Origin of the sequence: Agathobaculum massiliense (genome assembly GCF_900291975.1) — a bacterium.
In the GTDB taxonomy this organism is placed as follows: Bacteria; Bacillota; Clostridia; order Oscillospirales; family Butyricicoccaceae; genus Agathobaculum; species Agathobaculum ammoniilyticum.
On sequence record NZ_OMPN01000001.1, the window covers coordinates 987,514 to 1,008,174 of the forward strand.

The 20,661-nt window shown below is 44.6% G+C and carries 30 protein-coding genes; 14 read left to right on the forward strand and 16 right to left on the reverse strand.

Translation table 11 applies throughout. The features are described from left to right. Positions 1 to 4: 4 nt before the first annotated feature. From DBQ51_RS05140 to DBQ51_RS05215, 11 genes are all read right to left on the reverse strand, one after another. Positions 5 to 1,045, reverse strand: a complete 1,041-nt coding sequence (locus DBQ51_RS05140) for a hypothetical protein (RefSeq protein WP_002304399.1) — start codon at positions 1,043 to 1,045, stop codon at positions 5 to 7. Between the two features lie 19 nt (positions 1,046 to 1,064). Then, positions 1,065 to 1,934 (reverse strand): hypothetical protein, encoded by an 870-nt coding sequence (locus DBQ51_RS05145; protein WP_002578944.1) that lies wholly within the window; start codon positions 1,932 to 1,934, stop codon positions 1,065 to 1,067. Positions 1,935 to 3,027: 1,093 nt separating this feature from the next. Then, positions 3,028 to 3,573, reverse strand: a complete 546-nt coding sequence (locus tag DBQ51_RS05165) for an AAA family ATPase (protein ID WP_002304402.1) — start codon at positions 3,571 to 3,573, stop codon at positions 3,028 to 3,030. A gap of 47 nt (positions 3,574 to 3,620) precedes the next feature. Further along, positions 3,621 to 3,782 carry a hypothetical protein gene (locus tag DBQ51_RS17685; protein WP_002304403.1) on the reverse strand — a complete coding sequence of 54 codons (162 nt, stop codon included), beginning with the start codon at positions 3,780 to 3,782 and terminating at the stop codon, positions 3,621 to 3,623. Between the two features lies 1 nt (position 3,783). Then, positions 3,784 to 4,056, reverse strand: a complete 273-nt coding sequence (locus DBQ51_RS05175) for an antitoxin (protein ID WP_000301765.1) — start codon at positions 4,054 to 4,056, stop codon at positions 3,784 to 3,786. A 16-nt stretch (positions 4,057 to 4,072) separates the two neighbouring features. Beyond that, the gene (locus DBQ51_RS05180) at positions 4,073 to 4,282 is read right to left on the reverse strand and encodes a peptide-binding protein (RefSeq protein WP_000527318.1); all 210 of its coding nucleotides are present in this window, start codon (positions 4,280 to 4,282) and stop codon (positions 4,073 to 4,075) included. A 97-nt stretch (positions 4,283 to 4,379) separates the two neighbouring features. After that, the gene (locus DBQ51_RS05185; protein ID WP_002594335.1) at positions 4,380 to 5,234 is read right to left on the reverse strand and encodes a ParA family protein; all 855 of its coding nucleotides are present in this window, start codon (positions 5,232 to 5,234) and stop codon (positions 4,380 to 4,382) included. Positions 5,235 to 5,378: 144 nt separating this feature from the next. Next, on the reverse strand, positions 5,379 to 5,663 hold the full coding sequence (locus DBQ51_RS05190) for a topoisomerase C-terminal repeat-containing protein (protein WP_073459356.1): 285 nt from the start codon (positions 5,661 to 5,663) through the stop codon (positions 5,379 to 5,381). Between the two features lie 145 nt (positions 5,664 to 5,808). Then, positions 5,809 to 6,546 carry a 23S rRNA (adenine(2058)-N(6))-methyltransferase Erm(B) gene (gene erm(B), locus DBQ51_RS05200; protein WP_002292226.1) on the reverse strand — a complete coding sequence of 246 codons (738 nt, stop codon included), beginning with the start codon at positions 6,544 to 6,546 and terminating at the stop codon, positions 5,809 to 5,811. A gap of 107 nt (positions 6,547 to 6,653) precedes the next feature. Then, positions 6,654 to 7,037 (reverse strand): helix-turn-helix domain-containing protein, encoded by a 384-nt coding sequence (locus DBQ51_RS05210; protein ID WP_099323097.1) that lies wholly within the window; start codon positions 7,035 to 7,037, stop codon positions 6,654 to 6,656. A gap of 34 nt (positions 7,038 to 7,071) precedes the next feature. Continuing rightward, positions 7,072 to 8,208, reverse strand: coding sequence for a tyrosine-type recombinase/integrase (locus DBQ51_RS05215; protein ID WP_002304408.1), 1,137 nt, complete (start codon positions 8,206 to 8,208; stop codon positions 7,072 to 7,074). A gap of 382 nt (positions 8,209 to 8,590) precedes the next feature. Between DBQ51_RS05215 and DBQ51_RS05220 the strand changes: the two genes are divergently transcribed. Then, positions 8,591 to 8,968 (forward strand): helix-turn-helix domain-containing protein, encoded by a 378-nt coding sequence (locus DBQ51_RS05220; protein ID WP_002578940.1) that lies wholly within the window; start codon positions 8,591 to 8,593, stop codon positions 8,966 to 8,968. Positions 8,969 to 9,130: 162 nt separating this feature from the next. On the opposite strand, the gene DBQ51_RS05225 is transcribed toward DBQ51_RS05220, so the two are convergent. After that, on the reverse strand, positions 9,131 to 9,685 hold the full coding sequence (locus DBQ51_RS05225; protein ID WP_002304410.1) for an ImmA/IrrE family metallo-endopeptidase: 555 nt from the start codon (positions 9,683 to 9,685) through the stop codon (positions 9,131 to 9,133). Positions 9,686 to 9,736: 51 nt separating this feature from the next. Then, the gene (locus tag DBQ51_RS05230; RefSeq protein ID WP_002304411.1) at positions 9,737 to 10,186 is read right to left on the reverse strand and encodes a helix-turn-helix domain-containing protein; all 450 of its coding nucleotides are present in this window, start codon (positions 10,184 to 10,186) and stop codon (positions 9,737 to 9,739) included. 286 nt (positions 10,187 to 10,472) lie between these two features. Here DBQ51_RS05230 and DBQ51_RS05235 point away from each other — a divergent pair, with 286 nt between their 5' ends. From DBQ51_RS05235 to DBQ51_RS05285, 11 genes are all read left to right on the forward strand, one after another. Next, entirely contained in the window at positions 10,473 to 11,036 is a 564-nt protein-coding gene (locus tag DBQ51_RS05235; RefSeq protein ID WP_002304412.1) for a hypothetical protein, read from the forward strand. 262 nt (positions 11,037 to 11,298) lie between these two features. Then, positions 11,299 to 11,604, forward strand: coding sequence for a helix-turn-helix transcriptional regulator (locus DBQ51_RS05240; RefSeq protein ID WP_002304413.1), 306 nt, complete (start codon positions 11,299 to 11,301; stop codon positions 11,602 to 11,604). 517 nt (positions 11,605 to 12,121) lie between these two features. After that, complete coding sequence (locus DBQ51_RS05245) at positions 12,122 to 12,526, forward strand: type II toxin-antitoxin system PemK/MazF family toxin (RefSeq protein ID WP_002304415.1); 405 nt, start codon at positions 12,122 to 12,124, stop codon at positions 12,524 to 12,526. Between the two features lie 6 nt (positions 12,527 to 12,532). Then, on the forward strand, positions 12,533 to 12,769 hold the full coding sequence (locus DBQ51_RS05250; RefSeq protein WP_002304418.1) for a helix-turn-helix domain-containing protein: 237 nt from the start codon (positions 12,533 to 12,535) through the stop codon (positions 12,767 to 12,769). Between the two features lie 117 nt (positions 12,770 to 12,886). Beyond that, positions 12,887 to 13,510, forward strand: a complete 624-nt coding sequence (locus DBQ51_RS05255; protein ID WP_002304420.1) for a helix-turn-helix domain-containing protein — start codon at positions 12,887 to 12,889, stop codon at positions 13,508 to 13,510. A gap of 4 nt (positions 13,511 to 13,514) precedes the next feature. Next, a complete protein-coding gene (locus tag DBQ51_RS05260; protein WP_002304423.1) occupies positions 13,515 to 14,888 on the forward strand; it encodes a site-specific integrase in 1,374 nt (457 codons plus the stop codon). Between the two features lie 85 nt (positions 14,889 to 14,973). Further along, complete coding sequence (locus DBQ51_RS05265; RefSeq protein WP_002304425.1) at positions 14,974 to 15,279, forward strand: hypothetical protein; 306 nt, start codon at positions 14,974 to 14,976, stop codon at positions 15,277 to 15,279. Between the two features lie 576 nt (positions 15,280 to 15,855). Continuing rightward, positions 15,856 to 16,479, forward strand: coding sequence for a TlpA family protein disulfide reductase (locus tag DBQ51_RS05270; protein ID WP_186950121.1), 624 nt, complete (start codon positions 15,856 to 15,858; stop codon positions 16,477 to 16,479). Next, complete coding sequence (locus DBQ51_RS05275; protein WP_054327901.1) at positions 16,476 to 16,622, forward strand: CD1871A family CXXC motif-containing protein; 147 nt, start codon at positions 16,476 to 16,478, stop codon at positions 16,620 to 16,622. Before DBQ51_RS05270 ends, DBQ51_RS05275 begins: the two co-directional genes overlap by 4 nt. Positions 16,623 to 16,641: 19 nt before the next feature. Continuing rightward, positions 16,642 to 17,490 carry a 4Fe-4S binding protein gene (locus DBQ51_RS05280; RefSeq protein WP_054327902.1) on the forward strand — a complete coding sequence of 283 codons (849 nt, stop codon included), beginning with the start codon at positions 16,642 to 16,644 and terminating at the stop codon, positions 17,488 to 17,490. A gap of 125 nt (positions 17,491 to 17,615) precedes the next feature. Continuing rightward, positions 17,616 to 18,278, forward strand: coding sequence for a 4'-phosphopantetheinyl transferase family protein (locus DBQ51_RS05285; RefSeq protein ID WP_054327903.1), 663 nt, complete (start codon positions 17,616 to 17,618; stop codon positions 18,276 to 18,278). A gap of 99 nt (positions 18,279 to 18,377) precedes the next feature. Here the strand turns inward: DBQ51_RS05285 and DBQ51_RS05290 are convergent, their stop codons facing one another. Genes DBQ51_RS05290 through DBQ51_RS05300 form a run of 3 tightly spaced genes read right to left on the reverse strand, consistent with a single transcriptional unit; the run spans position 18,378 to position 19,922 of the window. Then, positions 18,378 to 18,635, reverse strand: a complete 258-nt coding sequence (locus tag DBQ51_RS05290) for a TIGR03905 family TSCPD domain-containing protein (protein WP_054327904.1) — start codon at positions 18,633 to 18,635, stop codon at positions 18,378 to 18,380. Between the two features lie 14 nt (positions 18,636 to 18,649). Further along, on the reverse strand, positions 18,650 to 19,354 hold the full coding sequence (locus DBQ51_RS05295; RefSeq protein ID WP_054327905.1) for an HAD family hydrolase: 705 nt from the start codon (positions 19,352 to 19,354) through the stop codon (positions 18,650 to 18,652). 7 nt (positions 19,355 to 19,361) lie between these two features. Further along, positions 19,362 to 19,922: a TIGR01440 family protein gene (locus tag DBQ51_RS05300; protein ID WP_107630940.1), complete on the reverse strand. Its 561-nt coding sequence runs from the start codon at positions 19,920 to 19,922 to the stop codon at positions 19,362 to 19,364. A 126-nt stretch (positions 19,923 to 20,048) separates the two neighbouring features. On the opposite strand from DBQ51_RS05300, the gene DBQ51_RS05305 reads away from it, so the two are divergent. Together DBQ51_RS05305 and DBQ51_RS05310 are read left to right on the forward strand one after the other, a co-directional pair. After that, complete coding sequence (locus DBQ51_RS05305; protein WP_054327907.1) at positions 20,049 to 20,246, forward strand: spore coat associated protein CotJA; 198 nt, start codon at positions 20,049 to 20,051, stop codon at positions 20,244 to 20,246. Continuing rightward, a complete protein-coding gene (locus tag DBQ51_RS05310; protein ID WP_107630941.1) occupies positions 20,243 to 20,500 on the forward strand; it encodes a spore coat protein CotJB in 258 nt (85 codons plus the stop codon). Before DBQ51_RS05305 ends, DBQ51_RS05310 begins: the two co-directional genes overlap by 4 nt. Positions 20,501 to 20,661 lie beyond the last annotated feature (161 nt).

Here is a 20,661-nt window from a genome sequence, read left to right on the forward strand (position 1 = left end):
GCACCTACCTTTCTCTGCTCAAGACCCTAACATGATTATCTGGTCTAATAGAATCAATCATTGAAGAAAAAATACCAAACGCTGTAGGAAAGAAATTTGCTAATAGCTCTAATTTGCCTTGGTCTCCCATAGACGCTTCAAAAAAGTGGGCAAAGGCTTCTGCTTGTAGATTGCCCGGTCTCGTCCAATAGTTCCTTGAGTGACCATAATTTCCGTGCAATTGACCATTTGTTGTCGCATCAATTAAGTCCGAGAAGGAGTGAGCTGAATCCTGCCTAATACGGGTCAGAAAAGCAGTTTGCTTTTCCACTGGAAGATTGTTATATAAGCTCAGGATTCTTTGTCCGTCCTCAACCAGTGCCTCAGCAAATTCTGGAGTATTGGATAGATTGCTCCGATAGTTGCACGAAGCATGGTCGATCATGTGAGCAAGCTCGTGGAAATAAGTTGTTCCTGCACCTCTTGGATTTGTCATATCAGAAGCTGCATTGTAGTAGACTCCTCGTGAATGCCCTATATAATTTCCCGGTGAGTAATGTGCTGTCTGATCCGGTGGATATTCAGAATCTTGTATCATCAGTTTACCAGCGAAATGGTCAAACACTTCTCTGACATTCTGCTCTGCATTTTCATGGCGTTGTGATATAACAGCGATATATCCGTCTGGTGTGCTACCTTGGGTTAGCACGCCAAGGCAATACTGATAAGACGAATTACCAACATTAGGTGTTTGCAGACCCTGGAGGAAAGAATTTCGTGCAGAAGGAGTGTCCAAATTAACATTATCATATTCTTGTACACTTTTGGCAAGTGAAGCAACGTATTTTTCGGCCTGAAGCATAATCTGTAAAATATCATTCAGGGCTTTGTTGCAATCTTTTACGATAGTTCCCAGCTCATCGTACTTCTTGTCATTCCATCCAATTCCCAATTGCTGATATTTCATCTTCACAGAACTTCTTGTAGTTTCGATAGAAGAAATGGAGGTCCGCATATTTTTCAGTATTGTCAGTAATTGAGTTGCATCAGCATTTACGTTGCTCAAACACTCACCTCCTCATTTGTTAATCATTTCGAGTGTAGCTACCTGTTACTAAAACCGGGATATATGTATCAAGCGATTGAGCTGCAAGTGTTCGATGTCGCCCATCACTCTGAAATACATAATAAGAACCTACCTGCGCAACCTGGACAGGATTATTGTAATAGCTACGAATGGTATCATCTAACACTGGGTTTTGTGAAAGCTCATCCAAAGACATTCCTGACTCAGTATTTTGACGAACATCTTGGATGTGCGAAGCTCGCCTTAGAATGTTTTCTCTCGACCATCCCTCTCGACCATTCCGTGTCCAAAATCCTTCCGGGTTCCCAAGTTCTCGGTCACTGAGATAAACTCCTTCAATATCCCTTGCTCTAACGTATACGAGTTCTGGATTTTCATTTCGAGAAAAGGTATAGTTCCCGTTCTCCCAATAATCTCGATATTCTTCATAGTGATTTCCACGGGAAAAATATCGTTCAGCTGATAGTCTGTCTTGAACAAATGCAAGATTAGAACCAAAGGTATTTGACTCAAAGGTGGTTGTATCTGCACTTGATGGTGTAACAGCAAAACTACTGGTCTGAGGTGTGCTTGCAGATATTCCATTTGTAGATCCTAGTTGAACACTTTCGTATTCACTAAGGCTCTTGGCGAGTAAAGCCACATATTTTTCTGCTTGAAGCATAATTACCAATATGTCATTGAGAGCCTTGTTGCAGTCTCTTACAACCACGCCCAACTCGTTGTATTTTTTATCTTGCCATCCAGCACCTAACTGTTCATATTTCATCTTTACAGATTTTTTGGTAGTTTCGATGGAGGAAATGGAATCCTGCATTTTTTTCAGCATTGCGAATAGCTGAACGGAGTCAGCATTTACCATACTCATTTCATCACCTCCTGGCAGCGGATTTTGTGAAGTGCAAAGCGGCGATGTGTCAGGAAAGTCTGACACATCACTGCTTCGGCAAGATTTAATTTAGAGAGGAAAGAAATTGTTCCAACTCAGCAGCGGTCGGTGCAATGTACGGTTTCATCTGGTAAGTATCCTTAACACCGTCTGTGAAGTATACGCTCCTTTCTTTTTTCGTTTTGTTGGTTCATTTTCGCCAGTGTGTTCGTGTCGTTTGCTGTGACGAGAACGCAACATAGACACAAAGAAAACACAAGGGCGAGCTTGCTCGTTTATATACCCTTGTGTTTTCGACTGGATATGTTAAGGTAACAAACAGTAAATGACACGTTACAGACTGCAAAATGTACCAACTGAAAAAAGAAAGAATACCGTTGTGTGCTTTATTTCTCGATCAGCTTTTCAAACATGAGGAAAGGTTTTTATAAAAAAAGAGTAGTTACCGTTTTTTGGTAACTACTCTTTTCCTTTTTTAAGGTTTAAAGTCCTGGAAGTTTAGGTGTTTTGGGTATTGGTGGTGTAGGTAGCTGCAAGCTTTCCAATTTTTGTTGAATTGCTTTAAATTCAGGGGTTTCTTGGTGTTGATTTTGAACCATTTTTTGCTCTATTCTCTCCAAAGTCGGTTGAATTTCTTTCCCTGATACTTTACGATTTAATTCTCTTTCTAAGGTCTCTTTCGGACTAATGGAAGGCGTTTCTAAACTTGAATAGAAGTTTCACTCCTTCTCTATTATAAAGCCTTATATCGCTAAATAAGCCCGTTTTATGAAGGGTTTCTAAGCTGAAATGAACGGGTTTACACCCGGCCTTGACCTCCGCCCGCTGTCCCGCTGAATGGGTGGACAAGGCGGCCAATCCCTCAAAGTGCTTGGACGCTCTCTTTCTGATTTTGGAGCGTTTCTTTTCTAAAAATTGAAATGGGCGGGAAGCCATTTTAGGGCTTTCCCGCCTTGATTACTTTTTAGCAAAGACGGGCGTGACTGTCAACGGCGGCGCATGAAATGCGCCGTTCATCTTGACCGTTGACTGGCTCGGCTGGCTTTGCTATCTTCCTGACAAATGGGAATGTCTAAGATAGTAAAGACGTCCCACATGCAACTCTTTCTTTTATTGCGGAAACCGTATCTTTAATTGTGAATGTAGTTGTGTCTATGACATTTGATTCATATATCCCCAAACCGGAAAATTGCTCCCACATTGTTTCCACTAATTCAATATTTGTTTTTCTATCTAATTTTGAGCGTTCCACAGCTCGCTTCATAGTTTCTTTTTTACTCGCTCTTAATACAATATAGTGTACCTCGTAATCTTCTTGGGCAAGAGCTTTCCATGGCTCCAAAAACCATGGCCCGACAATCCCATCTACAATTACATCATATCCGCCACGAGCATATCGCTTTGCAGCTTCTAAAAAGGCTTCAATGACAACCAGATTTTGCTTGTTGGATTCTGGCAAATGTGGTGGTATTGCGCCTTTGCTTAAGTAATGAAAAAAGTCATCGGTGTGCATATGCACTGATTTATCCATATCTGATTCCTTTGCGACAATTGACGCAGTTGTTGTTTTTCCTGTCCCCGGTGAGCCTGTAATCACAATAATTCTTCCTTGATTCATCTGTATTTTCCCTCACAATTTGAATTTATCACTTTGTTCCTGCCTGCTCAATCATCTTCTTCGCAAACTGGTTTTCCCTGACCCTGATTGCCCACCAAGTAAAAAAGCGGTTGGCGATTCAACCGCTTTTTTACTTGAACCAATTCTTCTAAATTATCATTTAAGCGATTCTCAAACTGTTTGTCAGTAAAATTGACTATATTTGCCATATTAAGCCACTTTCTCTTTATTCAAAACTTGTTTTGAGTAACGATTCATTGACCGCCAATACTCATGAACGGCTTGTAATTCTTCTAAAGAATAATCAAAAAGATTTACACGTTTTGCAAGCTTTAATTGGTTTAATAAATTGACTTCCAATAATTGAGAGTCATTTTTATTTAATTCATGGTTCAAAACATAGTTTAATACTCGATTATAAACGCTTGCCGATAATTCGTTAATGATCTCTATTTCAAATGTTTTTTCATACGTAACTGCCATTTCATTTTCACTCCTTTTAAAGTTTGTCAGGTAAATATTTCCGTATATATTCTTCTAAGGCTTGATCCATAACTTCTTTTACGTTTCCGCCATTCTTTGCTGTTTCGATTTTTATGATATGGTGCAAGTCAGCACGAACACGAACCGTCTTATCTCCCATTATATCTTTTTTTGCACTGATTGGTGTATCATTTCGTTTTGCTTTTTGTGCGCCTAAATTTCCCACAATCACTCACTTCTTTCTATTTCTTCTTATTCTTATTTTATCATCAACAATCACAAATCACAAGTGATTTGTGATTAATCACTTGTGATTTGTGATTCTATTCTTTTTCGTTTTCTAATTGAATGATTCGCTCAAGCATTTCAAAAAATACGTTCTCATACATGGATAAAACTTTTTTGTCATAGCCTTTGTGTTCTGTAATTCCGTTTTTAGACCAGGTACTTACTTTATTACTTCGCTTGATAATATTTTGGAAAACCAAGTTATCTTCTTTATGTTGCTTGTACAGTTCTTCCAGGTTTGATTTTATCGTTGCGCTGTCCGTATCAACTAAATAAGGAACAAAACCGATCATATCTAGTCCAGGGTTAAACTGTTCTTGTAAATCAATCAAATAGGAAATATAGTTTTGAATGTTGTTTGTACTTTCTTCTTCTGCTTGTAAAGGGATCATAACGTAATCACTTGCCACGATTGCATTATTTGTATAAACGCTTGGCGTTGGTACAGTATCAATAATAATGAGATCATAGTCACTTTTTAAAGGTGCTAAAAGAGTAGCAAGCAATCTACTTTCATTTTCAAAAGTCCATGAGCGAGTTAATTTTGGCAGTAACATCAAATCAAACGTGCCAGGGATCAAGTCTAAATTATCAGTCAAATGAACAATAGAAGAAGCCAAGTTTCCATTTTTCAGTCCTTCATAAAAATTAACACGTGGCAATTCTACCTTAAATGTTTTTGCTAAGTCTTTTGTCAATGTTGCTTGTAAGTCCTTATCGATCATTAAAACTTTTAAATTAAATTTGTCTGTCAAGTAAGCAAACATAGTCGATAATTTTGACTTTCCAACACCACCTTTAAAATAATTGTTTAAGATAACAATCGCTTCATTTTTACTGTTTAAAATACGTCTTAATTCTTCAAGTATTTTGAGTTCTTCCTTCTCCATAACTACGCCCCATTCTTTTTTTGTATAGTAATATTGTATCATTAGGAATCACAAATCACAAGTGATTTGTGATTAATCACTTGTGATTTGTGATAAGTGATTTGTGATTAATATATAAAAGCCCTCTTTAAAGGGCTTTTATGCTTATTTTGAAAAAGAGATAAAATCAATATATCCCTTTTCTCCGATTTTTACAACGGCATTGTAGGACTTTCTATCTTTCGTTTTGATTCCTTTTACCAGGGTTTCTTTTCCCTCTAGTAATTCTTTTACATTTGTTTTGGTGAGTTTTTTCTTTCTAAAATGTTCAGCTAAAGTGAAGGTACATTCAGGATAATTTGAACAACCATAAAACGATTTTTTTAATACAATATTGTTGCCACACTTAGGACATTTTCCTACAAGGGGTCCCGAGCGCTTAGTGGGAATTTGTACCCCTTATCGATACAAATTCCCCGTAGGCGCTAGGGACCTCTTTAGCTCCTTGGAAGCTGTCAGTAGTATACCTAATAATTTATCTACATTCCCTTTAGTAACGTGTAACTTTCCAAATTTACAAAAGCGACTCATAGAATTATTTCCTCCCGTTAAATAATAGATAACTATTAAAAATAGACAATACTTGCTCATAAGTAACGGTACTTAAATTGTTTACTTTGGCGTGTTTCATTGCTTGATGAAACTGATTTTTAGTAAACAGTTGACGATATTCTCGATTGACCCATTTTGAAACAAAGTACGTATATAGCTTCCAATATTTATCTGGAACATCTGTGGTATGGCGGGTAAGTTTTATTAAGACACTGTTTACTTTTGGTTTAGGATGAAAGCATTCCGCTGGCAGCTTAAGCAATTGCTGAATCGAGACTTGAGTGTGCAAGAGCAACCCTAGTGTTCGGTGAATATCCAAGGTACGCTTGTAGAATCCTTCTTCAACAATCAGATAGATGTCAGACGCATGGCTTTCAAAAACCACTTTTTTAATAATTTGTGTGCTTAAATGGTAAGGAATACTCCCAACAATTTTATACCTCTGTTTGTTAGGGAATTGAAACTGTAGAATATCTTGGTGAATTAAAGTGACACGAGTATTCAGTTTTAATTTTTCTGACGATAAGTTGAATAGATGACTGTCTAATTCAATAGACGTTACCTGTTTACTTATTTTAGCCAGTTTCGTCGTTAAATGCCCTTTACCTGTTCCAATTTCGTAAACGGTATCGGTTTCTTTTAAATTCAATTGTTTTATTATTTGGTTGAGTACTTTTTCACTCGTTAAAAAGTTTTGAGAATATTTTATATTTTTGTTCATGTAATCACTCCTTCTTAATTACAAATTTTTAGCATCTAATTTAACTTCAATTCCTATTATACAAAATTTTAAGATACTGCACTATCAACACACTCTTAAGTTTGCTTCTAAGTCTTATTTCCATAACTTCTTTCATTTGGGAATAATTCAAGCTGGCGAATCATATAATGTGTACTTGGAATGTAATCAAAATAAAACAATAGTGCTAGATATAAACTCCATGGAATTGGGCGTGTCCGATTTTCGTAGGCACTATAAGTTTGTCGTGAAATACCAACAGCCGAAGCAATTTCTTCTTGTGATGCACCAACTTTTCCTCTGAGTGCGGGTAACTCAATCGCCAATTGAGTGGCCAAGTTCTCTTTCTCATCTTTACTAAAATTCCAAAACTGCTTATAAGCATCTCGCCCTACAAATTGAATCAATAAATCTCCTCCTGGGTATACTCTTTCGTAGAGTACATTACTCCACGAAAAAACACCGCCAAACACTGAAAACTCAGCATTATTTGACGGTGTTGACAATTTATTTGACGGCTAATAAATCAGAAAGCCGTTGCATATTTTCTCTTTTTAAATCCATGGATGGGTGTACATAGCGATTCATTGTAATATTCACGCTGGCATGACCCAATATTTCGCTGAGACTTTTTACATCGAATCCAAGCTCTATGCACCTTGTAGCAAATGTATGACGTAACGAGTGATAATTTGCGGAGGTGATTCCGCTGTTTTTCAATACCTTCTTAAAATGATTTTGCATGGTTCTTGGTTCTAATGGATTCTGATCGCTATTGGTTAGGATGTAGCCAGTAGAAGAAGCTTTGTGTGCTGTAAGAATAGTCATTAAGCCATGGGGTACTGGAATAGTACGGATGGAGCAAGCACTTTTTGGTGTGGTAACAACAATCCTTGTCTTGTATTCACTGTTGGTTCTATCTTGGATTCTCTGGAGCGTTTGATGCACGTGGATTGTGTAATCTGAGAATGAAACATCTTCCCATCGTAACGCACAAATTTCACCTACTCTGAGACCAGTGAATAAACATACTAATATACCAATATTGCAGGAATCAAGATTAGAATACAAGTATTGGCATAATTTTTCCTGTTCAGCACGACTCAAAACTCTCATTTCCTTCGTTTGACGTTTTATCTGTATAGATCGTGCGTCACAAGAAATGGCTTTCCCGTTTCGGGTGGCAAATTGTAAGACATTTCGAATTAGAGATAAAATATCTGAAACAGTTTTAGAGGAAAGTCCATTCTCCTTTAATCCACCAGAAACAAGGAAAAAATTACACTGCGTTTCAATAAACTCGTGTGTTATATCACGCAATTGTTTGCTTCCGAACACAGGAAGTATATACGAGCTGAGAAGATTCCTATATTTGTTGCTTGTAGATTCCTTCACTTTAGGACATATAGCTTGAAACCATTCCATAGCAACCTGTTCAAATTGATCTGAGCTAATTTCTGGATCGACAGTGACAGAATTACTCGTGCACGAACTTTGACTGATAAGTTTTGCCTTGACTTCTCGATATGACTTTGCATAAACATAACCGTAATTGGCTTTGCCTGTAGAAGATCGGGACTTAATGTATCTTCCTTCCCATCTGCCGTCTTTCCTTTTGTAAATATTTTCTCCTTTTCGTGCCATAAGGTACACCTCCTTCAATATGACTATAATTCTGACGGCAAATTGTGACTTTGGAACTTTCTAAGATGGATTTTTGTGCAAAACCTCGTGTTTTATGTCCCTAACATATTGACAAACAGTGCGACAATTTGTAAAATAAAGATATAAACTAAAAAAAACAGAGAAGAATGCGATTCGTGGAGTAATGTACTCTACGAATTTTTTATTTTAAAGAACCTCAAGATAGCTCATATTGTCGTCTTGGGGTTCTTTTCATTCTATCATTTAATGCAATCTGCCTATAAAATTTTATCATATTGCATTTATAAATGCAACTTGCACCCGATGTTGGTTGTTGAGATTTTTGGTACATTTTATAATGTATAGCAGAATCATACACAGCATGGAGGTGATTGAAACGCAACCGGAAATTGATTACGTTAAGATTGGTCAGCGCATTAGAGCTGCCCGACTGGAAAAGGGTTATAGTCAGGCTGATTTGGGTGCGTTGGTTGGTTGCTCGAACAATCATATGAGCCATGTTGAAGTTGGACAGACGAAAGTTTCTTTGGCAATGCTTCTAAAACTGGCATTCGTCTTGGAAAAGAACTTTGACTATTTTTTACTGGATACCCCATATGCAAAATGCGACAGCATCATTGATAATGAGATTGCTGCAAAACTGAAAAAGTGTAATGTAACAACATTGATAACCGTAGGAAAGTTGATTGATGTCTTGATTGACCAGCAAGAGATGATAAAAAAAGCGGAGCTTGATTGATATAATGAAAAAGAAGCCCATTGACGGTACAGAGTGAACTGCTATGGGGTTCTTTTTTGCAGCACAATATACTGATTCTTTAAGAAGCAAAAAGTCCACCAGTCATGATGCACTACGCATCGTACTGGTGGACTTTTTCTGTAAAGATATAAAAATAGATATTCATATATCGCCATAACCAATGTCGTTATCGTAGGCATGAAGATCTTCTTTCAGGAAATCTGCTTTACGAATATACATCGAATTTACCAGCTCTCCTTTTTCGTGGAGCAGGCTGAATTTGTAGTCTAATAATGCTGCCGGTACATAGAGCATTTTAGCCGTTTCAAAAAATGTGTGTTCCGAAAGGCATTCCAGGACTTTCCCATCTTCTAACAGAAGCTCCGCCGCAAAGAAGTTTGCTTCATTTTCTTCGATTGATCTATCATCAAAAACTTCCATTTCTTGAAAGCCGTGCATCATAGCGATTTTTGTATGCAGGACAGCGTGTCCTAATTCATGTGCGACTAATATACGCTCCAGGATACCGTTCACATTGTGATCTATCACGATATTCTTTTGTCTGGACTGGTAATAGAAGAAGCCCTTCAATTTCTTCTGTAAATCGTAATAGTGGATTTTGATACCTAACAGCTGACATAGCTCGTAAGGGTCTCTGGTGTGATATTTTCGCACAAGCTTATCGACAGTTTCAATGATATGCTCTGCCGTTTTCATTTGCTTCACCTCCGAATCGCACACAGAAAACATATTCTGTGCTTGAGGATTTTACTCTTTATCTTTATGCTTTCTGTATTTCTTCGGAGTGTACTTTTCCCGTGCTGTTTTCTTAGAGTCCATATAAACTGACATAATCGCCTGGAAGAATACATCTTTTGCGTCCTCGTCCAATTCTCCACCGGCAAACAGAGAATTTACACGACCCAACACTTCCTGAGCTTCTTTTGCTCCTTTTGAACCGAAGTTTTCCTTTGCCTCTAAAATAAACATATCCTGATCTATATGGCTCTGGCTATCCGTTTCAGATTCGTCCAAAAGATAGGACACAGAGATATGCAGTGCTTCAGCAAGTTTTCTGATGTTGCTTTTTCTGGGGAGTGTTCCGAGCTGCTCATAGGTGTAAAGGGATCTTTCGGAAATGCCGGTCATCTGGGCAAGCTCCGTTTGAGATAGGTTCATAGCCAAACGAGCTTCTTTAATTTTTTCTCCAAATGTCATGGTAGTATCCTTCCTTTCAAAAAATATTTATTCGTAACTTCCGATTATTTGTTGACAAACTTCTGGAAAATGCTATAATAAGAATCATAACAGAAGTTTTAATTCCACTTAATTATATATCGGAACTTTTATAAAGTCAAGAACTTCCGATTTCACTTCTGTTATTTTAATCAAATATCGGAAGTTATAGTCATTCTTGTCCCATGGTATTTGTTTCCCTTTAGCCAAGTGACAGGAGTTAGAAAGGAATTCTTATTTTATGGATTAGGCTGAAAGGAGATTCTGAATGAGCAGATATAATACACAGGTATTAAGCAGTATTCGAATGCTTTGCCGGATGCAGAACATTGACGAGAAGGTTCTGTATGAAAGAGCAAAGCTGATTTTATCCATATATCGAGAGGTGTGCTGGTCTACCATTGATCGTGCGAATGATGTATGTGATACCCTTATTTGTACTTACGGTGACAGCTTAGATGGTGCATTGATTTATCTGGAGAACTTTGCTCCGGATGAAGCGAGAGAACGATTTGAAGAACGCATTCGCAGCTTATTTGAGACAAAGTGGATCATTGAACTGGTAGATATGGCTATGTTGAAAATCAGAGAATATCCAGATAAAGGCGCTCTGTACTGTGAGATTATCTCAAAGGCATATCTCAACCGCTTCAAGTACAGGGAATCAGAAATGCTGGAGGTTTTGAATATGGAACGCAGCACCTACTATGACCGAAAGAAAGAAGCGATACTGTTATTTGGTCTGTCACTTTGGGGAACAGCCATTCCTAAATTGAAAGATTTCCTGGAAAGTGCCCGGGAGGAAGAAGCATTGTGTTATTGTGAATGCTAAGACAGGATTTTAGTCCGACTAAAATCCGATGAAAATACGACGGTTCCCCTACTGAAAGTCCGACTTGTCCAGTGTTAAAATGGCTATGCTGGGAGATAGCGGCATAAAATTGAATAGAGAGAGTTACGCCTCGTGCCTGTAATGGGTACGGGGCTTTTTTTATACCTGCCTATTTTCCCCCATAATTAACACAAAGGCATGAACGAGAGCTTGGAGTAATTTACTCCGGCTCTTTTTTTATGCCTGCAAGGAGGACAGGCAGATGGCAAAGGGTATTGAGAATCGGGCACGATCTCCTCCCGCTGTTTTTGATTTTGCAACTTCACAAATTCAAAAACACGGAGGAACGAAAATGTATTACGACTTGGTTGAAAGCGGAAAAAGAATTAAAGCCTTGAGAAAGGAACATGGGCTTACACAGGAACAGCTTGCGGAGCAGTTAGGTGTTGCCGCAAACACCATTGCACGAATTGAAACCGGCAACAGAGGTATCTCTATTGATTTGGCAATCGAACTGGTTGTGCGCTTTGAGACAACCCTTGATTACATATTTTTAGGTCGTGAATAACCTCAAAACTATACCTACGAGGCAATAAAAACTTGCATGAGGAACAGGTACAATTTAGATACAGCCAAAGAAAATCGGCTGCTTGATCCTTGAAAACTGAATACACAGTCATCGAATACGTTCCTGTTGCCGGTGCGAGAGCATCAGCCACATCAGCGGTACGCCGAGACGTATCGGATAGAGAAACAGAACGACTTTCTTCTATAAATTAAGCGCTTGTCTCTCTCCCGATGCCAGCGATCAATACTGGCTTGTAAATATTGGGTTGCTCCCAATACGGCCATGAAAGCAACAGGATTAAAGATACTTCTCTACGGAGCTGGCGGAGAACCCGGCAGAGGTTAGATTCCTATGGAACTGATTCGCAATCAGTCGTTCGGTGATTCCCTGAGGGCGTAAGCCCTCTTTCCCAGGGGTGCGTGGCAAATATGGGACACATAGACTTTTGGACTGACTGCCTGATTCCTTTCTGGCAGTCAGTTATTACATAGCCAACGAAAGGAGGTCATGGCACATGATGAAAGAAAATTGGGTATATTGCCGTGGTGATATTTATTGCGCCAAGCTGGACCCGGTAGTTGGGTCGGAACAAGGCGGCATCCGTCCGGTTATCGTCATTCAGAACGATACCGGTAATAAACACGCTCCCACATTGATTGTGGCAACGGTCACCACCAGAATCCATAAGAAAGCGAATATGCCGACGCACTTTGTTATTTACGACAATCCTGCATTCAAAGAAGCGTCCGTTGTTCAGCTGGAACAGATTCGTACCATTGATAAAAGCAGGATTGATAATTACTTAGGTAAGGTAACGCCCCGTGAAATGGTAGCGATTGAGAAAGCCTTATCTGTCAGCCTGGCAATGGAACAGCTGAAAAAGCGTTCCCCAAAACATAAAGCAAAGAGAGCGAAGGAGTGAACATAAATGTTTGAAGAAAGAATCGCTGCCATGAATCAGCGCACCGAAGAAGCGATGGCTGCTAACGCAGTTCAGTTTGATAAGAGAACCTATACGGTTGATGAGATTCAGGATATTCTGGGCATCAGCAGAACCAGCGCATACAACCTTGTGAAAAAGAAAGTTTTCCATAGCGTCCGCATCGGTGGCAGTATCAGAATCTCCAAAAAGAGTTTTGATGAGTGGTTGGATCATCAAATGTAAGATTTGTCAAGGGCGTCGTACAACCCGGCGACAAACTTCAAAACATATTGAGAGTTCGATAAAATGTAGCCATGACAAGAAACACATGGCTACATTTTTTACATAGGAGGTTGTACGATGGCGGAAATGAGAAAACGCACGAGTATGTCTGTTCTGGAAATGGGCAGGATGCTCGGTCTTGGTAAAACGGAGTCATACTGGCTCATTAAGAAGAATTACTTCAAAACCATTCTTGTCGGCAACACCATGAGGGTGATGATCGACAGCTTTGAAGAATGGTATGCCAATCAGTTCAAATACCAGAAGGTCGATGGAACCCCTCCCGGCGAGGAATTGAAGAAAACTACATATTCAATGGAGGAGCTTGGACAGCGCCTTGGGCTGAAAGAAGCGACTGCTTACGAACTGGTTGCCAAAGGGCATTTTGATGTGGTCGATGTCCTGGGCAAGCGCAGAGTGACAAAGGAGAGCTTTGAAAGATGGTATGCTTCTCAAACCGATTACCGCACGGTAGAGGATCAGGAACTGGATGCAGATATTATGGCATCCACCTACGGTCTGCCGGAAATGGCAAGAATGCTTGGGGTACATCGTCAGACCATTTACTATATCGTTGCCAATGAAGATTTTGAGCTTATCAAGGTTGGCAGGTATAAGCGAGCTACCAAAGAGAGCTTTGAAAAATGGTATCACAATCAGACCCGCTACCAGTTAGCGGAAGATAGACAGGAAAGGAGCTGATTACATGGCATCTATCGTTAAGAGAAAAAAGAAGTATTCTGTGGTTTATACATACACCGATGAGAACGGCAACAAGCGTCAGAAGTGGGAAACCTTTGAAACGAATGCCGAAGCAAAGAAAAGGAAGTTGCAGGTTGAATATGAGCAGGAGTCCGGAACCTTTATTCCCCCTTCTGCTAAAACCGTCAATGATCTTTTGGATGAGTATATGTCAATCTATGGTGTGAACACCTGGGCGATGTCTACCTATGAAAGCAGAAAGAGCCTGATTGCAAACTATATTCGTCCCCTCATCGGTGATATGAAGCTGGAGGATGTCACGCCGAGAATCATGGACAAGTATTACCGAGATTTGCTTTCTGTCAAAGCGGTTTCTTCTAAGTATGTAAAAGCCCGTACAGAATATCTGACTCCGCATACTGTCCGAGAGGTTCACAAGACATTGCGAAATGCTTTCAATCAAGCGGTCAAGTGGGAATTGATGACCAGAAACCCTGTGGAGCACGCTACGCTGCCGAAAGAAGAACACAAGACCAGGGATATCTGGACAGCAGAAGTGCTCCAGAAGGCTCTGGAAGCCTGTGACGATGATATTCTTCGTCTGGCTATTAACCTTGCCTTCTCCTGTTCCCTGCGAATGGGCGAGCTTCTGGGGCTTACCTGGGACTGTATTGACATTTCCCCCACCAGTATTGAACTTGGTCAGGCAAGCATCTTCGTTGAAAAGGAGTTGCAGAGAGTAAATCGTGAAGCGATGGCAGATCTGGACGGTAAGGACATCATGTTCAAGTTCCCACCGACCTTCGCCAGTACGCATACCGCATTGGTTCTCAAAACTCCTAAGACCAAAACAAGTGTCCGCAAGGTGTTCTTACCGAAAACCGTAGCGGAAATGTTGGTACAGCGAAAGGCTGACATCGAAGAACTGAAAGACCTTTTCGGTGACGAGTTCGTAGACTTCAATCTGGTTTTCTGTTCTTCCAATGGCAAGCCGATTGAGGGGCAGGTTATCAACCGTGCTTTCAATAAGCTGATTGAGGAGAAGGGACTGCCGAAAGTGGTTTTCCATAGTCTCCGACATTCCAGTATCACTTACAAGCTGAAGCTGAACGGCGGCGATATGAAATCCGTTCAAGGCGATTCCGGTCATGCACAGGTCAAGATGGTAGCGGATGTTTACTCCCATATCATCGACGATGACCGCAGACTGAACGCTGAAAGAATGGAAGCTGCGTTCTACTCAGGCAGACAGGCAACGCCTGAGCCGGTTCAACCAGCCGCAACGGAAAGCTCCGCTGATGATAAAGAACTTCTTCTGAAGCTTCTGCAAAATCCGGAAATGGCAGCACTCCTGAAGTCGCTGGCAAAAACATTATAGTAACTGCAAGGGCAGATCCTTTTACATAGCTACAATAGCTGTAAAAGGGTCTGCCCTTATTTTTTTGTTATGGAGGTCAACGAGTATGGATAGAATCTTTATGGACGAGTATTACGAGCATCTGAGAGCTGACAATATCGAGGCATTTTCCAAGGAAAGGAACGACGAATATGTTGGCAGAGCTGAGGAATACAAAGCAGCAAAGTCGGCATTGCTTGAAGGATTGGGACTTGAGCATTTGTTTGACCATAGCCATGAACTGACTCCGAAAGAGAAAGAAATATGGATGCTGTTCGATAGGGTTGATGTAGCAGAGCTTCTTGCAAGGGATGCTTTTGCCAAGGGTGCTTATATGCTCGGCGCTGAGGATAGAGAGATTATGCTGAAATAAAAAAAGACCTGCTTCGGCGGGTCTAAATTACATAGAATCATTGAGTCTGAAAAACCTTTGAAATTCTTAATAATTCTGGTTGAAAAATTCATTTTGAAATGATATATAAAACAGACTGAAATCTGTGTCTAAGGACACCCGCACCCTCACACGAGAATGAATAGGATTTCCTATCATTTCGCATCACGAGAAGTTACATAGTGACATTTACTTGCACTTGCAACGTCCACCAAAAATCGAAAGACTTGCTAATTTCGAGCCAATCGGACGGTGTAAAATCCCTCTGAATTAGCTATCACAGCGTAGTATCAGATGGGATTTGAAATGCTGAAAAACCTTGTATTTCCAAGCATTTTTAAGCATTAGATGCCACTTCCCGATGTCGTATCGGGTCTACTCCTAAGCGGAACGTCGCAGGTTCGATTCCTGTCGGGGACGCCAATCTGCATGCCGTGCCGCGGTCCTTTGTCTGCATAGGGCCGCGGCACTTTCCTTTTGCGCCCTTGACAAGCCCGCCCCCACTCCGTATAATGACAGAAACCGCAATCCTACACATCACTGTTCAGGAGGAGTTCTATGCTGTTGCGATACCGTTTTTCCCTATTGAGCGCCGTGCTCGCGCTCGCACTGTCCCTTGGTGCCTGCGCCCCGATGGAGGATGCCGGCACCGCGCCGCAGGCGCCTGTCTCGGACACGGACACTGCGCCCAATGAAACGCCCGCGGATGATTCTCAAGCGTCGGCCGGCGTTATGAGCCGCTTTACCGCCACCGACCTGGAGGGCGTCGAGGTTGACCAGTCCATTTTCTCGGACTACAAGCTGACGATGGTCAACGTTTGGGCTACGTTCTGCACCCCGTGCATCAACGAAATGCCCGACCTCGGCGAACTGGCGGCCGAATATAGCGATCAAGGCGTGCGTATCGTCGGCCTGGTCCTGGACACCCTGGATTCGGACGGTTCGATCAGCGAAAGCCAGGTGGAGACGGCGAAAGAGATCGTGGACCAGACTGGCGCGGACTACCTGCACCTGCTCCCCTCGCCCGACCTGTATCATATTCTGTCCGACATCACCGGCGTACCGACCACGTTTTTCGTGGACAGCACAGGCGCGCAGGTGGGTCATGCTATTGTCACCGCGCAAAGCAAGGATGCGTGGATCGAAACGATTGACAGCATGCTAGCGGAGGTGGAGGCGTGAGCTTTCTGCGGCGCAACCGGATAGCGGCGGCGTTAATGCTGGCCGCCGTGGTGTGCCTCGCGCTTGGCGTATGGCGCGGGGAAACCGAAACCGTTTTCCGCAAAGCGGTTATGATTTGTATGGAGTGCATCGGCCTTGGGTAGACTGCGGAAGCATGCGCGCATGCTCGTCCAGCTCGCCTTTACCGCCCTGACGAACGGTTACGCCGCCGGCTTTGCAAAGGGCAGCATTTATAAAGGACCTGGAAAATTTATCTGCCTGCCCGGCCTGAACTGCTACTCCTGCCCCGGCGCGCTCGGCTCGTGTCCGATCGGTTCGCTACAGGCGGTCATCGGCAGCCGCAGCTATCGATTCTCCTTTTATATCGCCGGCTTCCTACTCCTGTTCGGCGCGCTGTTCGGCAGGCTGGTATGCGGCTGGCTGTGTCCGTTCGGGCTGGTGCAGGACCTGCTGTATAAAATCCCCTTTGTCAAAAAGCTGCGCCGCCTGCCCGGCGACCGCTGGCTCAAATATCTGAAATACGTCATCCTTGCAGGCTTTGTCATCGTGCTGCCCCTGACCGTGCTGGATATTGTCGGGCAGGGACAGCCTTGGTTCTGCAAATACATCTGCCCCTCCGGCACGCTGTTCGCGGGCATCCCGCTGATTGCCTCCAATCCTCCGCTGCGAGCCGCGCTCGGCTGGCTGTTCACCTGGAAAGCCGCGATCCTTGCCGCTCTGCTGCTGCTTTCCCTGCTGGTATACCGGCCGTTCTGCCGTTATCTCTGCCCGCTCGGCGCCATATACGGGCTGTTCAATCCGGCCGCGCTCTACCGGTTCCGCATTGACAAGGAAAAATGCACGGGCTGCGGTGCGTGCCAAAAGGCGTGTAAGCTGGATATCCCGATCCACCAGACGCCCAACAGTCCGGAATGCATCCGCTGCGGGGACTGCCGGCGCGCCTGTCCGCACGGCGCTATCTGCACCGCAAACCGGCGCGCGGCCAGACCTTTCGGGAAAACGCGGACGTGACCGGTCCCATCCGGTCTTTTCCGGCAGGCACTATTTTTTACAGTTCCTCTCTGATTTTTCATTGTCAAGCGTCGGGCAAATGTGCTATAATACCAAGGCGATAAAAAATTACAGGGGGTATTTCTGTGACTGCTGTATACGTCATTCCAATCACTGCCGTCGATCCTGACGACAGCAAGTCCCGCGCCCGCATCGCCCCCAACCGGCTGGAATGGATTGACCGCCGGCGCGGCACAGCGCGTATACAGAGCTTCGCGGCCATGCTGCTGCTCGAGTACGCGGTCGCGCAACATTTCCCCTGGGTGGTTCATCCGCTTGCGGTTTCCATCGCGGAGGGCGGTAAGCCTTACCTGGTTTCCGAGCCCGGCATCCATTTCAGCCTGTCCCACTCCGGAGACTGGGCGGTGTGCGCGATCAGCGACCATCCGGTTGGCGTGGATATCGAATGGTGCGATCCCAACCGCCGCGATATCGCCTCCCGCTTTTTCCATAAGGATGAGATCCGCTATCTGAATTCGCTGCCCCCCTACGCGCGGACCGACGCGTTTTATTCGCTCTGGACGCTCAAGGAAAGCTTTGTCAAATCCACCGGCCGCGGCCTTGACCTGCCTCTGCGCAGCTTCTGCGTCAAATTACGCTCCAATACCCGCCCTCAGCTCGACTGTCCGGATATGGAGCGACCCTATTCCCTGTTCCTGCCGCCGTTCTCGGCCGACCGTTCCTACCGGCTGGCCGTCTGCATCCAGCAGGCGGGCGCGGAAGATCCTGTCCTGCACATTCTCGACTAAACTGCAAGCAGTGGCTTTGCCGCTGCTTTTTTTATCCCCAAACATCCAGAAAGCGGGCCGGCGCTATTGCGCCGGCCCGCTTTCCGTTCTGCCGCTGTTTTATTTTCCCTGTTCATACGCCGCCCGCACCGCGGCGGCGAGCTGGTCGGAGCATGAGGTCCCCTTGCCGCCGCAGCTGATGCCTTTGAAATATCCTTCGATCTGCGCGACGGTCATTCCCTCGACCACGCGGCTGATCGCCTGCAGGTTGCCGTTGCAGCCACCGAGGAAGGATACGTTATGCACTGTGTCCCCTTCCAGGTCAAACGATATTTTCATTGGGCAGACGCCCCGCGGCCGGTAATCATAATGCTGCATTTTTCCTGTCCTCCTCAGAGCAGGGTACGGATATGCGCCGCCGCCTGCTCGAATGTATGCACCTCGGTATAGGGTCGGTCGTCGTCCGGCCGCGGCAGGTGTGTCCAGTTGAGCCACACGCCCGCGATGCCGACATCGGTCGCCCCCTGCACATCATGCCGGAAGTTATCGCCCACCATCACAGCCTCCCCCGCCAGGCAGCCGCACTTCTGCAGCGCCAGCCAGAAGATCGGAGAGCCGGGCTTATCCATGCCCGCCTCCTCGCTTGACACCAGATAATCGATCCGGTCGGCAAGGCCGAGATATTCGAGCTTTTCCATCTGAATATCCGCCAGCATATCCGTACAGACCGTGGTCTTAACGCCCGCACGCCGCAGCTCTTCCAACAGCGCCGGCACGCCCGGCCGCAGCTCCATTTTAGAGAGGACCGCGTCCCAGTAGACGCGGTGCAGGGCGCGGGCGTATTGCACCGCGTTTAGCCCCATCCGCTCCAGCGCACCCTGCGCGAACAGCACGCGGTCATGTGTGGGCGGCATGCCCGGCTGCTGCCGCGCCAGCTTTTTGCGGTACCATTTGAACTGCCGCGCGAACTCCGCGCCCGAAGCTCCGGTGTGTTCCTCCACCCAGGCGGCCATACGCTCGTATGCGTAGGCGTCGCACGCCTGGAAGCTGCTGTACAGCGTGTCGTCCAGATCGAAAAATACTGCTTTTATTCCCATGTTTCCCTCACAAAAGTTTTTCGTTGTATACGGCGCGGCTACCGCCCACAAATTTCGGCCGGCGGCGCGCGCAAAGCAGAACCGCCTCCCCAATCTGCTTGACTGCAATGCGGAGCGGCACGACAACCGGCTTAATGTGCATACCAATCAGCGTCCCGCCGATGTCCATGCCCGCGGACGCGGATTGACGCAGGCTGTCCACCGCCACCGGATCGCTCAGGCGCTTGTAGGCCGTGGTCGCAAACGATCCGCCCGCTTTTGGCTGCGGGACGACATTCACTTCATCCAGCCGGAAGCGCTCACAGGCGGCGCGCTCGACCACGAGCGCCCGATTCAGATGTTCGCAGCACTGTGCCGCCAAGTAAACGCCACGCTCCCGCAGCACCCCGTAAATGCCCTCGAACACCGCCTCGGCGACCTCCACGCTCGAGTGGGTGCCGATCTTTTCCCCGCACACCTCGCTTGACGAGCAGCCGACCACGAACAGATCTCCCGCGCGCAGCCCCGCCGCGTCGCACACCAGAGCGGCCGCTTTTCCAGCCTGCTCCCTGATCTCAGAAATCTCCATGCTTCATGCCTCCTTTTTTCATAGTATACCACATTCCCGTCCCACTTTCACCGTCTTTTTTCGCGCGGCATACAATGGGATTGAGGCAAGACCTCAAACTGTTTTACGAACAAGGAGAAACCGCATATGAATCAGCCTAACAACCAGACGGATCAGATGCTGCCCGCAGACAGCATCGATCCCCGTCTGCTTTCGCTTGCGATGGCGTTCGTACCGTATCAGAGCTTTGAAACGCCCTATGAGCCGGCGCTTGCGTTCAGCCGCGGCACGATATTCCCCTCGCTCGACAAGCCCTTCCTCGGAGAGGAGGCGGTTCCGAGATGACCGAACGGGAAAAGCTGCTCAACCGTGTCCGGATGTATGACTTCGCGCTCGTCGACGTGATCGAATACCTGGACGGCCATCCGAAAAATACCGCCGCGCTCGCTTATTACAGCGAGATGCGCACCGCGTTCGATAAAGCCGCCGCCGAATACGAAGACGCATTCGGCCCCCTGACCGCCCGCGAGGTCGACACCCGCCCGGGCTTTTGGCGCTGGATCGATGAAGCGGGACACACGGCATACCATAGTTCCTAAAAGTATACTTTTCCAAAGTTCTACAAGTATAAAGATTTTGCAAAATATCGTTATCCAAACAGAATGTTATTTTGCCAAAACAACGCTATTTGCGTGGAAAAAGCTGTATTTTGGAAAAGTATGCTATAATAAACTCGATTATTTTCAGCTTCACAGGAGAA

Coding starts and splice junctions, on each gene's coding strand:
- DBQ51_RS05260 (WP_002304423.1), top strand. CDS start 13,515: ATGGCATCTATCGTTAAGAGAAAAAAGAAGTATTCTGTGGTTTATACA.
- DBQ51_RS05250 (WP_002304418.1), top strand. CDS start 12,533: ATGTTTGAAGAAAGAATCGCTGCCATGAATCAGCGCACCGAAGAAGCG.
- DBQ51_RS05270 (WP_186950121.1), top strand. CDS start 15,856: ATGCTGTTGCGATACCGTTTTTCCCTATTGAGCGCCGTGCTCGCGCTC.
- DBQ51_RS05280 (WP_054327902.1), top strand. CDS start 16,642: ATGCTCGTCCAGCTCGCCTTTACCGCCCTGACGAACGGTTACGCCGCC.
- DBQ51_RS05225 (WP_002304410.1), bottom strand. CDS start 9,685: ATGAAAACGGCAGAGCATATCATTGAAACTGTCGATAAGCTTGTGCGA.
- DBQ51_RS05235 (WP_002304412.1), top strand. CDS start 10,473: ATGAGCAGATATAATACACAGGTATTAAGCAGTATTCGAATGCTTTGC.
- DBQ51_RS05220 (WP_002578940.1), top strand. CDS start 8,591: ATGGAGGTGATTGAAACGCAACCGGAAATTGATTACGTTAAGATTGGT.
- DBQ51_RS05295 (WP_054327905.1), bottom strand. CDS start 19,354: ATGGGAATAAAAGCAGTATTTTTCGATCTGGACGACACGCTGTACAGC.
- DBQ51_RS05290 (WP_054327904.1), bottom strand. CDS start 18,635: ATGCAGCATTATGATTACCGGCCGCGGGGCGTCTGCCCAATGAAAATA.
- DBQ51_RS05310 (WP_107630941.1), top strand. CDS start 20,243: ATGACCGAACGGGAAAAGCTGCTCAACCGTGTCCGGATGTATGACTTC.
- DBQ51_RS05185 (WP_002594335.1), bottom strand. CDS start 5,234: ATGGAGAAGGAAGAACTCAAAATACTTGAAGAATTAAGACGTATTTTA.
- DBQ51_RS05245 (WP_002304415.1), top strand. CDS start 12,122: ATGAAAGAAAATTGGGTATATTGCCGTGGTGATATTTATTGCGCCAAG.
- DBQ51_RS05240 (WP_002304413.1), top strand. CDS start 11,299: ATGGCAAAGGGTATTGAGAATCGGGCACGATCTCCTCCCGCTGTTTTT.
- DBQ51_RS05300 (WP_107630940.1), bottom strand. CDS start 19,922: ATGGAGATTTCTGAGATCAGGGAGCAGGCTGGAAAAGCGGCCGCTCTG.
- DBQ51_RS05215 (WP_002304408.1), bottom strand. CDS start 8,208: ATGGCACGAAAAGGAGAAAATATTTACAAAAGGAAAGACGGCAGATGG.
- DBQ51_RS05175 (WP_000301765.1), bottom strand. CDS start 4,056: ATGGCAGTTACGTATGAAAAAACATTTGAAATAGAGATCATTAACGAA.
- DBQ51_RS05305 (WP_054327907.1), top strand. CDS start 20,049: ATGAATCAGCCTAACAACCAGACGGATCAGATGCTGCCCGCAGACAGC.
- DBQ51_RS05145 (WP_002578944.1), bottom strand. CDS start 1,934: ATGAGTATGGTAAATGCTGACTCCGTTCAGCTATTCGCAATGCTGAAA.
- DBQ51_RS05230 (WP_002304411.1), bottom strand. CDS start 10,186: ATGACATTTGGAGAAAAAATTAAAGAAGCTCGTTTGGCTATGAACCTA.
- DBQ51_RS05165 (WP_002304402.1), bottom strand. CDS start 3,573: ATGAATCAAGGAAGAATTATTGTGATTACAGGCTCACCGGGGACAGGA.
- DBQ51_RS05255 (WP_002304420.1), top strand. CDS start 12,887: ATGGCGGAAATGAGAAAACGCACGAGTATGTCTGTTCTGGAAATGGGC.
- DBQ51_RS17685 (WP_002304403.1), bottom strand. CDS start 3,782: ATGGCAAATATAGTCAATTTTACTGACAAACAGTTTGAGAATCGCTTA.
- DBQ51_RS05265 (WP_002304425.1), top strand. CDS start 14,974: ATGGATAGAATCTTTATGGACGAGTATTACGAGCATCTGAGAGCTGAC.